The 10975-nt window shown below is 41.6% G+C and carries 9 protein-coding genes; 2 read left to right on the forward strand and 7 right to left on the reverse strand.

Annotation, left to right across the window (positions count from 1 at the left end):
- The coding region (locus ACFIJZ_RS07180) for a hypothetical protein (RefSeq protein ID WP_375631421.1) at positions 1-185 on the reverse strand (185 nt) is incomplete at its 3' end.
- Positions 186-1077: 892 nt separating this feature from the next.
- Between ACFIJZ_RS07180 and ACFIJZ_RS07185 the strand changes: the two genes are divergently transcribed.
- Positions 1078-1449: a helix-turn-helix domain-containing protein gene (locus ACFIJZ_RS07185; protein WP_375631429.1), complete on the forward strand. Its 372-nt coding sequence runs from the start codon at positions 1078-1080 to the stop codon at positions 1447-1449.
- 240 nt (positions 1450-1689) lie between these two features.
- Here ACFIJZ_RS07185 and ACFIJZ_RS07190 read toward each other — a convergent pair whose 3' ends face one another.
- The 5 genes from ACFIJZ_RS07190 to ACFIJZ_RS07210 all read right to left on the reverse strand — a co-directional run bounded on the left by ACFIJZ_RS07190 (position 1690) and on the right by ACFIJZ_RS07210 (position 7231).
- Positions 1690-2817: a hypothetical protein gene (locus ACFIJZ_RS07190; protein WP_375631422.1), complete on the reverse strand. Its 1128-nt coding sequence runs from the start codon at positions 2815-2817 to the stop codon at positions 1690-1692.
- Positions 2818-3653: 836 nt separating this feature from the next.
- Entirely contained in the window at positions 3654-6233 is a 2580-nt protein-coding gene (clpB, locus tag ACFIJZ_RS07195; RefSeq protein ID WP_375631423.1) for an ATP-dependent chaperone ClpB, read from the reverse strand.
- Between the two features lie 69 nt (positions 6234-6302).
- Positions 6303-6605 (reverse strand): hypothetical protein, encoded by a 303-nt coding sequence (locus ACFIJZ_RS07200; RefSeq protein ID WP_375631424.1) that lies wholly within the window; start codon positions 6603-6605, stop codon positions 6303-6305.
- A gap of 244 nt (positions 6606-6849) precedes the next feature.
- Entirely contained in the window at positions 6850-6978 is a 129-nt protein-coding gene (locus ACFIJZ_RS07205; RefSeq protein WP_273790827.1) for a hypothetical protein, read from the reverse strand.
- Positions 6979-7096: 118 nt separating this feature from the next.
- Positions 7097-7231 (reverse strand): hypothetical protein, encoded by a 135-nt coding sequence (locus ACFIJZ_RS07210; RefSeq protein WP_375631425.1) that lies wholly within the window; start codon positions 7229-7231, stop codon positions 7097-7099.
- Between the two features lie 1461 nt (positions 7232-8692).
- Between ACFIJZ_RS07210 and ACFIJZ_RS07215 the strand changes: the two genes are divergently transcribed.
- A complete protein-coding gene (locus ACFIJZ_RS07215) occupies positions 8693-9064 on the forward strand; it encodes a helix-turn-helix domain-containing protein (RefSeq protein WP_375631426.1) in 372 nt (123 codons plus the stop codon).
- A 429-nt stretch (positions 9065-9493) separates the two neighbouring features.
- On the opposite strand, the gene ACFIJZ_RS07220 is transcribed toward ACFIJZ_RS07215, so the two are convergent.
- Entirely contained in the window at positions 9494-10483 is a 990-nt protein-coding gene (locus tag ACFIJZ_RS07220) for an MFS transporter (protein ID WP_375631427.1), read from the reverse strand.
- Between the last annotated feature and the right edge of the window lie 492 nt (positions 10484-10975).

The raw sequence follows: 10975 nt of genomic DNA on the forward strand, positions 1-10975 counted from the left end.
ATGCGCACTCTCTTCATCCTCCATTCCCCCTTTTTCTCTCCCATCACACACTTAACAACTGAACACCCCTCTTCCTCTAAACGTCTCCCTCCATTCACGAAGACACTTCCCCCCAATCCTCGCACCACATTCCACGCCCCCAAAAGCCCAAAGTGACCAAAAACACGCACAATATATAAATCCACAAATATATAAATCCATAAGTCCTCCGTTTCACTTTTACGGATATACGTTTTTACGTTTTTACATCTTTACAGAACGAAACCAACGAAAGGTTTACCACCCCGCACCGCTCTATAAACAATAGTCTATAAACGAACCCAGCTTTTTGCCTAGTACCCTTACAGTCTTCAGACACCCCCCCTCAAACGACAACACTTCATCAGGCTCAACAAATCAAGCCCTGCCCTCAAATATTCTAGCTCTTCACTCCCCCTAAAAGAGCAGTGTTTTACAGCATAATAGAATAGAAAATTCTTGATTGTTCTTGCCAATCTTCTGAAATTACTTTATCACTTAAAGTGTAATTTTGGTCGTATACGCGACGATCAATAGAGAACTGAAAGCCCGAAACCTCGATACATAAGAATGAACCCACTTTTGTGGGGGTCCCGGGATTCTGGGAGATTTTGCTATGTCTAGGTGCGATGAGCACTAAAAGCAAAATGCTGATTCGAGGTCAGTTCTTTCAGGCTCCCAGAATACCAATGCGAGGGCGCTCGCCCCCAGCGGGGGGCTTGAAGTGCCAACCAAAAATCCATATTTTGCACTTTTTTAAAAAGTACCCAATCTTATAGTCTTTGATATTATTTTAATTTTTCTTGCCAATTTTCTGAAATTGCCTTATGAATTGGCCTGTGTTTTTGATCGTATACGCAGCGGTCAAATAGGGAGCTAAAAGCCCGAAAACTCGTACATGAATTTGTCCCGCTTTGCGGATATCCCGGAATTCCGGGAGTTTTTGCTATGTCCAGGTGCTTCCCAGCACTAAAAGCAAAAAAACTGATTCGAGTTCAGTACTTTTAGACTCCCGGAATACCAATGCGAGGGCGCTCGCAACCGGAGGGGGGGCTTGAAGTGCCAACTAAAAATCCACATTTTATCGACATTCTGATAGGCAAAAGAATCCGTCACAGACGCATTGCAATGGGAGTTTCCCAAAAAGAATTAGGATGCCATTTAAGCGTCAGTTTCCAACAAATCCAAAAATACGAAAAAGGCTTAAACCGTGTAAGTGCCAAATGTTTACTGGAAATCGCCCAAAAACTAGAGGTTCCCGTAAACTTTTTTTATGCAGACATTGCCACAAAAGAAGATCTTCCCACAAAAGAAACTCTCTTACACCACAATCAAGAAACCTATAGCGAAAAAGAACACACCCTTTTGAAAAACTTTAGAGAACTTCAGCCGAAAAAACAAAAAGCAATCTTGTGGTTGATTTCTGATTAAGCAACAGCGCAACGATCAACATCATTCCATTCATATCCCCCCCTTAAGTCAAATTCAAACCAGCTTCCCCTCAAACAACAGCACTTCATCAGGCTCAATAACTCAAACCCTGCCCTCAAATATTCTAGCACACCACACCCCTTCAAAGAGCAATGTTTTACGGCAGACTAGGATAATCAGCTGCATTTTTGTTGTCACTTATAATTTTCCAATGACTTTTGAATGCCTCAATTAGTCTTTTTATAGCACTTTCACTCTTTTTAAAGCTTCTTTCTCTGCTTCTTCTTTTAACTTCATGTCATTGGCGCCTTCATACCTTTTTATTGTTTTTTCAATCTGATCATCAGTCCCTGCTTTAAAAACAATCATTGTTTCAAACGGACGAAATAATGACCATTGCGAAATATGAAAAAAGATATTCGTGCGCAAATTGTTTGGATCAAACTTGCTATACCTTTTTATTTTTAAGTCATCGATAGATATCGCTTTTTTTGACATAGCAAGACCAATAACATCGCTATTTTTCTCACCAAAATCTTTCACTTTTAAAAGGTTATTTTTAGCGTCACAAACTGTCGATATATTCATGACTTCGTTAAGAACTTGATCATTTATATCAAATTGAGCACCTATGCCAAAAATGAATACAAGATCACGCAAAGAAAAAGCTTTTTGAAAAGAACAAGCATTGTACAAACGTGAGGGAACCCCAAGACATCTGACTGCTCGTCGAATGATTTTTATAGCGAGCTCATATGATTTTTCATCTAAACGAAGATCACGAATGTCTGGAATGTAGATTTCTTGTGTTTCTTGTAACGGTGCAACTTCACTGTTTACTGCACAATCAATAAGCTTTTCTAACCAATTGTAACTCTCAACATTATCCTGCTCTCGGACAGACGATCTGATCTCTTCTAAAAGATTGTCCAGCCCACACTCTTCTCTAAAAGCACGCTCTCTTCGGTCACACGTCATCGTAAATGTATGGGTATTTTCTCGTTTGTCCGGTATAGATGATGCGTCAATTTCTGGATCATTCACTTTAAATGGATCAACGCTTTCTCCACTTTTAACAGATATCGAATGCTCACCTCTAATAGTATCAAAAACTCTCGCCCCTTGCTCCTCCCTAAAAAAAATGTCTTGTTCAAGAAACATCTTTAATGGATTGGAATCATCCGGTGTTAACGATATACGCTGTATTAAAGAGTCCAAAATTTCCTGTTGAAGCTTATCATCACTTATTAACGAATCTTTCCTATCCTCGTAGAAATCCTTTAAGCCTTCTGGAATACGCCGATTGTAACTCTTAACTTCCTTTGCAAACCAGCTGTTAATTAATTCCTTGTTTGTGGCTAATTTCATGAGATTACACCCCCGCTTAAATTTCAAATGACCCTTTTTATCAATAAACTCCAATACAGTTCTTATTAAAGTTCTTGAAAAAAGTTCATTATCTGTTTCTTTTACTTAATATTTACCATATTATAGTTTATTGGTAAATAAGTAAAGTAAAATAAAGTAAGATATAGATGATATTTTTAATATACACCTCCACTTAAACTTGTCTTTATAACACGAATAGCAAAAATTTTAACCAAAACAAGTTAGGGAGCTTTTTTTCAGTCTTTATCTTGATTAAAAAACTGCAAAATAGCAAACTTGATTGTGCAGATAATCATGCTCCATCATCTATTAGCCACCGACAAGAGTGCAATCAATCAAACAGTTAAAAAAAACTTTTAGCAAAATTTTAAAGCAGAAAAACGCACATCACCGAAAAAATGAGAGAGCAGTACATTTTACGCATCCTCCACCTTTTTCTTAAACAGCAAAATTCCAATCCATCATCAAAATATCTTTGTCTAAAATTCCCTACCCCCCCCTTCAAAGAGCAATATTTTACGGCGGATAAACGGCATTTCTCTTTAACGCTTTTACGCACAAAGCAATAAAGCAATCCCTCTTGTGACTTCACTTATAACATTGCAAGAAAATAGCTTTTACGACAAACAGAAGTAAAAGAATCCTACGATATTCGAGAACGCTCATTTAACATGCAAAAACACCGACCATTCCCTTTGCTTTGCGATAAAACACCGCTGTCTCATCGTGAATTTTCTAAATCAGCACGCCTCAAAGAGCGGTGTTATCGCATAATAGGATTATCACCGCCCTTTATAGCATGAATTTTTCCACACTTAATCTTCAGGCAAAAATTCCAACCGATCTCCTTGTTTTGTAATTTTCACCGTCGTCTCATCGTGAATTTTCCCAAATAAGATATTTTCCGCCAGTGGGTCTTGAATTTCTTTTTGGATAATCCGTTTAAGCGGACGCGCACCATAGAGCGGATCATAGCCCTTATCGGCAAGAAATTTTCTCACCTCTGGCTCGATTTGCAAAGTTATTTTGCGTTCATTGAGCAAATTTTGCAAATGTTCTATCTGAATATCGACGATCGCTTCCATATCGTGACGTTGCAGCCTTTGAAAGAGAATAATCTCATCAATACGGTTTAAAAACTCAGGACGGAAAGCCGCTTTCACGACATTCATAACATCATTTTTTGCCTGCTCAACGGTTTGCCCTTCAGGCAAAGCAGTTAAAAACTCAGCACCAAGATTAGAAGTCATAATCAGCAAGGTATTGCGAAAATCGACGGTACGTCCTTGACTATCGGTCAAACGTCCCTCATCCAACACTTGCAACAAGAGATTAAAAATATCAGGGTGTGCTTTTTCAATTTCGTCGAATAGAATGACCTGGTAAGGTCTTCTACGTACAGCTTCGGTCAGCACCCCACCCTCTTCATATCCAACATATCCAGGTGGCGCCCCAATCAGCCGCGCCCCAGCATGTTTTTCCATATATTCCGACATATCGATGCGCAACATGGCATTGGAGTCTTGGAAAAGAAAAGCCGCGAGAGCTTTGGTTAATTCGGTTTTTCCCACACCGGTAGGACCCAAAAACATGAAAGAGCCAAGCGGGCGATTGGGATCTTGCAACCCTGCGCGCGCACGGCGTACAGCGCGAGAAACAGCTTGAACAGCCTCTCCCTGCCCAATCACACGTTTGCTAATTTCATCTTCCATACGCAACAGCGCCTCCCGTTCTGCCTCCAGCATTCGATCAACAGGAATACCGGTCCAGCGTGAAACAATCCGCGCCACATGTTCAGCAGTAACCGTCTCTTCAACGAGATGATTTTGTTGATCATCATTTTCCGCGATACTCAATTGTTTTTCGAGTTCAGGGATAACGCTATAAGCGAGCTCTCCAGCGCGTTGGAATTGTCCATCACGTTGTGCAATAGCCAAAGCATTACGTGCTTCTTCGAGTTGTTTTTTCAAATCAGCAGCATGCCCTAATTTTTGTTTCTCAGCCTGCCAAGCACTTGTCATCTCAGCGGACTGTTGTTCCAATGTTTTGAGTTCCTCCTGCACATTTTCCAAACGTTCTTTTGCTGTTGGCTCGACATCTGTTTTCAAAGCTTCCCGTTCGATCTTCAACTGTAAAATACGCCGATCAACAGCATCGAGTTCTTCCGGCTTTGAATCGACCTGCATGCGCAACCGTGCCGCCGCTTCATCGATAAGGTCAATAGCTTTATCCGGCAAGAAGCGATCCGTAATATAGCGGTTAGACAAACGCGCCGCCGCAATCAAAGCACTATCAGCCAAGCGCACTTTGTGATGTTGTTCATATTTTTCCTTGATACCGCGCAAAATAGAGATAGTATCCTCCAAAGAGGGTTCCGGTACAAAGACAGGCTGGAAGCGTCGTGCAAGAGCAGCATCTTTTTCGACATATTTTCGATATTCATCGAGCGTAGTAGCCCCTACACAATGGAGTTCTCCGCGTGCAAGAGCAGGTTTTAACAAGTTAGAAGCATCCATAGGACCGTCAGATTTTCCAGCCCCAACGAGATTATGCAATTCATCGATAAACAAAATGATCTGCCCATTTTCAGCTTGCACCTCTGCCAACACCGCTTTGAGGCGCTCTTCGAATTCCCCACGATATTTTGCACCAGCGATAAGCGCTCCCATATCCAACGCATGAAGCTGTTTATCCCGCAAAGTTTCAGGCACATCGCCATTAACAATGCGCAATGCCAACCCTTCCACGATAGCTGTTTTCCCCACCCCTGGTTCACCAATAAGCACAGGATTATTTTTGGTCCGCCGAGAGAGCACCTGAATAGTGCGGCGGATTTCCTCTTCCCGCCCAATCACAGGGTCGAGTTTTCCTTCACGGGCATCTTTTGTGAGATCACGGGCATATTTTTGCAAAGCATCATATTGGCTTTCGGCATGGGGGCTTGTTGCTGTTTTTCCTTTCCGCAAATCATTAATAGCCTCATTAAGCGCCTGCGCTGTCAACCCTCCGTTTGTAAGAATATCAGCAGTTTTTGCGGTCTTTTCCATGATCAGCGCTTGCAACACACGCTCAACGGTCACAAATTGATCACCGGCTTTTTTCGCCAAATCTTCCGCCATGTTAAAGACTTTTGCCAACGGCTGAGAGAGATAGAGCTGTCCATTCCCCCCTTGCACTTTAGGCAAAGCATCAAGTGCTTCATTAAGCGCCTTTCGAATAAGAGTAAGATCACCACCCGCTTTTTGGATCAGTGATGCTGCCAATCCTTGAGAATCGTCTAACAACACTTTCAACAGATGCTCCGGCAAAAACTGCTGATGATCAGAAGCAAGGGCACCACTTTGTGCTGATTGTAAAAAACCCTGCACGCGTTCGCTATATTTTTCCAAATTCATTTTTTTTCCTTAAATCTCAAGCCACCACCGCACTTTAAATTCCCCCAACATTCCACAAAAGAGACATCTTCAAAGGACAGCCCACCCCCCACAAAACACCGCAAATGATGCCGCATGAAGAAGAACCGTAGTGCTAAAAAGAATATGGGTTTTTACACGCCTCATAGCAAGAGGGAGAAAAAAATACGCTATCAATTTAAACAAAAACCGCAACTCCCCTATACGCCCCACCAGCCCAGCTTCCCCACCAGCCCAGCCTCCCCACCAGCCCAACCCCAACCGGCCTAGCCCCACTATTACAGTCTCTTCACCCCCAATGCTCCCATCGATGTCAGACAAAAGCCCACCATGACAAAAACACGCACAACACATAGCCCCCCACTCCTTTTTCACAAACACATTTTTACGCTTTTACATCTTTACAGAACGAAGCCAACGAAAGGCTTACCACCCCACACTGCTTTGTAAACACTGTTCTGTAAAAGAACCCAGCTTTTTGCCTAGTCCCCCGTCTTCAGACTCCCCTCCTCAAACGACAGCACTTCATCAGGCTCAACAAATCAAGCTCTATCTCCTTAAATCACCATTCCTTCACGCATCTCTTTGCACCACCGCCTTACCAACACTCTCCTCCTATCCATGCGCACTCTCTCCATTCTCCCTTCCCGTTTTGCTCTCCCGTCACACACTCACAACTTAACAGCACTCTTCCTCCCAACTTCCATTCACAGACTCTTTCCCTCATTTATCTCGCCACATTTCTCACCATGACAAAAACACACACAACACATAGCCCCCCACTCCTTTCTCACAAACACATTTTTACGCTTTTACATCTTTACAGAACGAAGCCAACGAAAGGTTCACCACCCCACACCGCTCGATAAACACTGTTCTGTAAATAATTCAAATACTTGTCTAGCAAGTTTCCACCACTGACCACTCATTCGTTTCAGATCACCTTCCATTCCTCCCACACTCTTCTCCAACCAACGCACTCAACAACACTCTTCATTTCTCTTCCAGTCTGGCACCTCCCCCAATCCTCTCACCACATTCTATGTCAGACAAAAGCCCAACGTAACCAAAACACGCACAATATATAAATCCACAAATCCTCCGCTTCACTTTTACGGATATACATTTTTACGCTTTTACATCTTTACAGAACAAAGCCAACGAAAGGTTCACCACTCCACACCGCTTTGTAAACACTGTTCTGTAAACAATCCAACTTCTTATCTCAAAGGCCCCCTACTGATCACTTTGTATAGTTATCACCCACCCCACAAACGAAACTGTTTCATTAGACTAGACAGATAAGTCCAGCCTAAAACATTTATCACACACTCTAAAAAACGCCTAAATGTGAATATTGATATGCTGATATCACACCCCTCCAAATAGCGCCGTTTTATGGCATAACAGAATAGAAAATTTTTGATTGTTCTTGCCAATCTTCTGAAATTACTTTATCACTTAAAGTGTCATTTTGATCGTCTACGCAGCGATCAACAGGGAAAACAGGCCCTAAACCCTAGCGTACAATTGAGCCTACTCTTGTGGGTTTCCCGGAATTCCGGGAGTTTTTTGCTATGTCCAGGTGCTTTTCCGCACTAAAAGCAAAAAGCTGACTAGGGTTCAGTACTTGTTGCTCCCGGAATACCAATGCGAGGGCGCTCGCAACCGGAGGGGGTGTAAAGTTCCAACTAAAAATCCAAATTTTATCGACATTTCTGATTAAGCAAAAGACGCGATTTATAATCCATATTTCGCACTTTTTAAAAAGTACCCAATCATATAGTCTTTGAGATTATTTTCATTTCTCTTGCCAATCTTCTGAAATTACTTTATTGATAAGCACGTGTTTTTGATCGTCCACGCAGCGATCAAGAGGGATTCAAAAACCCTAAGCTCTAGCGTAAAATGAGCCCACTTTTGCGAGTATCCTTAGAATTCCGGGAGATTTTGCTATGTCCAGGTGCGTTTCCGCACTAAAAGCAAAAAGCTGATTTAGGTTCAGTATTTTCAACCTCCCGGAATACCAATGCGAGGGCGCTCGCAACCGGAGGGGAGCTTGAAGTGCCAACTAAAAATCAAAATTTTTCGACATTCTGATTAAGCAAAAGACGCGATTTATAATCCATATTTCGCACTTTTTTAAAAAGTACCCAATTTTATAGTCTTTGAGATTATTTTCATTTCTCTTGCCAATCTTCTGAAATTACTTTACAAATTAAAAAATGTTTTTTGATCGTCTACGCAGCGATCAAGAGGGATTCAAAAACCCTAAGCTCTAGCGTAAAATGAGCCCACTCTTGTGGGTGTCCCAGAATTCCGGGAGTTTTTGCCATGTCCAGGTGCTTTAAGCACTAAAAGCAAAAAAACTGACTAGAGCTCAGTATTTTGACTCCCGGAATACCAATGCGAGGGCGCTCGCAACCGGAGGGGGGCTTGAAGTGCAAACCAAAAATCCAAATTTTATCGACATTCTGATAGGCAAAAGAATCCGCCACAGACGCATTTCAATGAGCCTTTCCCAAAAAGAATTAGGAAGCCATTTAGGTGTCAGTTTTCAACAAATCCAAAAATACGAAAAAGGCTTCAATCGTGTAAGCGCAGGATGTTTACTCAAAATCGCCCAAAAACTGGAAGTTCCTATAAGCTTTTTTTATGCAGACATTGCTACAAAAGAAGATATCTCAACAAAAGAAAATACCCCACTCCGTGATCAAGAAACCTATAGCGAAAAAGAACACACTCTTTTGAAAAACTTTAGAGACCTCCAGCCAAAAAAACAAAAAGCAATCTTGTGGTTGATTTCTGATTAGGAAAAAGAGCAACAATTAACATACCCCCGCCTAAAGTTTCCCATACCTGATATCACCATACCCCCAAGAGTGATGTTTTATGGCATATAAGATAATTCACACTATAGCTTGTTTTCTGTTTCCATTATTGCGTCAAGCCAAGCTGATTGAGGATTAGCAGCTGAGTTTTTAAGTTTGACTATTCGTAGCAAAGCGGAGTTAAACAAAAATGACATTATCGCTCAAAACCATGCCCCCTATTGAGTTTACGAGACGGTAGAACAGTGTCAAGAAAACAAAGCCCCGAAAAAAAAACAAAAATATGAGCGGTTAAGTAAAAATCAAAAATTGAATCTATAACGTTGAAAGAGCTGCTCTATGTTGGATTATCTCCACGTCCTCTAAACCTCAGAAAAATGATTTAAAACATTTGTTTCGTTGATGAGCCAATCATTGAGAACGAATAATAGACAAAGAACGGTTCACCAATATCCTGATAGCCAATAAACAGAATAATCCACTCAATCCAGAAAGAAGGAACAATTTTCCAGCCGAAGTGTGACCTAAAACAAACGCTCCAACAAACGGCGCCACCAACATAGCTAAATTTTGTATAGACTGCACCCAGCCGGAAGCCAATCCAATCTGTTCATTGAAATTGCTTACCAGATAAACATTAGAAGATATGGAAAAGTAAGCGCTAACCATTCCAATAAGGAAAAAACAAAGCAACAAAGTCTCAATACGGAGTAAATCAAAGTAAAAAAAGCACACTGAGATCATGACAAAACCAATCATTGTTGACATTGCCGGCATTAACAACTCCGATATTTTGCCTGTAAGGGGTTTATGCTTTGATTGTTTCACACGCCAAAACCCATAGAGAAAATTACCAATCGCTGAAGCAGATACCAGCATTCCAAGAGTCTGTTTATTCATTTTCATTGTGCCGAGAATAACGGGCAACTGATTATTCACCATAAAGACCATGGCAAAATACACAAACACCACCGCCACATAGGCATACCAAGCTGTCCCATAAAGCCTCTGCTGTGCTTGCGTGGTATTCGCTTTTTTTATTCTTAGCGACGAGACAGGTTGTGCACCAATAAAACAAAACACGATAAAGCCTAGCAATGTCAAAAAACCAGAAAATAATAAAGTATAGGTATCTGATAAAAGTACAGACAGAGCACTCCCCAAAGCAGGTCCTATCATCTTTGCTGCGCTATTGATCATGTTAAGCACAGAATAGTAACGAGTCCGTCCGTGTTCAGGCACAGAATTTGCACTAAGAACGGAAATTGCAGGCATGGCTAGACTGTTGAATGTCGCTCGAATAACTGCCAGTATAATAAATCCTTGCAGACTCGTCGCCAGCAATAAACCGACAGTACATAGCGCCCGTAACAGCAGTGACGCCCGCAACCAATGGATCATAGAACGGTGGACTTACCAACATTCCAATTGGCTTAGACAGAACGATACCAGGGAATAATGTTGCCGCTCCAATAAAAGCGACATCATATTGATTAGCTTTCCAAGTGAACACAGATACGGTCAAAATCACGATATAATCAATCCAGCCCCCAAATGACACCATACCATTACCCAGCAAAAGCACCAACAAGCGATTTTTTATTGCCCCACCTCTTTGCACCAAAACACGCACCCCTTCTTTTTCGTTAGCAATACTGATTAGATGACCAATTTTTCCTCATACCCTAAAGGCACCAACAACTTTCACGCAACAAAGCACCAACAAGCGATTTTTTATTGCCCCACCTCTTTGCACCAAAACACGCCCCCCTCTTTTTCGTTAGCAATACTGATTAGATGACCAATTTTTTCTCACACCCTAAAGGCACCAACAACTTTCACGCAACAAAGCACCAACAAGCGATTTTTTATTGCCCCACCTCTTTGCACCAA

Source organism: Bartonella sp. CL70QHWL (assembly GCF_042194855.1).
In the GTDB taxonomy this organism is placed as follows: domain Bacteria; phylum Pseudomonadota; class Alphaproteobacteria; order Rhizobiales; family Rhizobiaceae; genus Bartonella.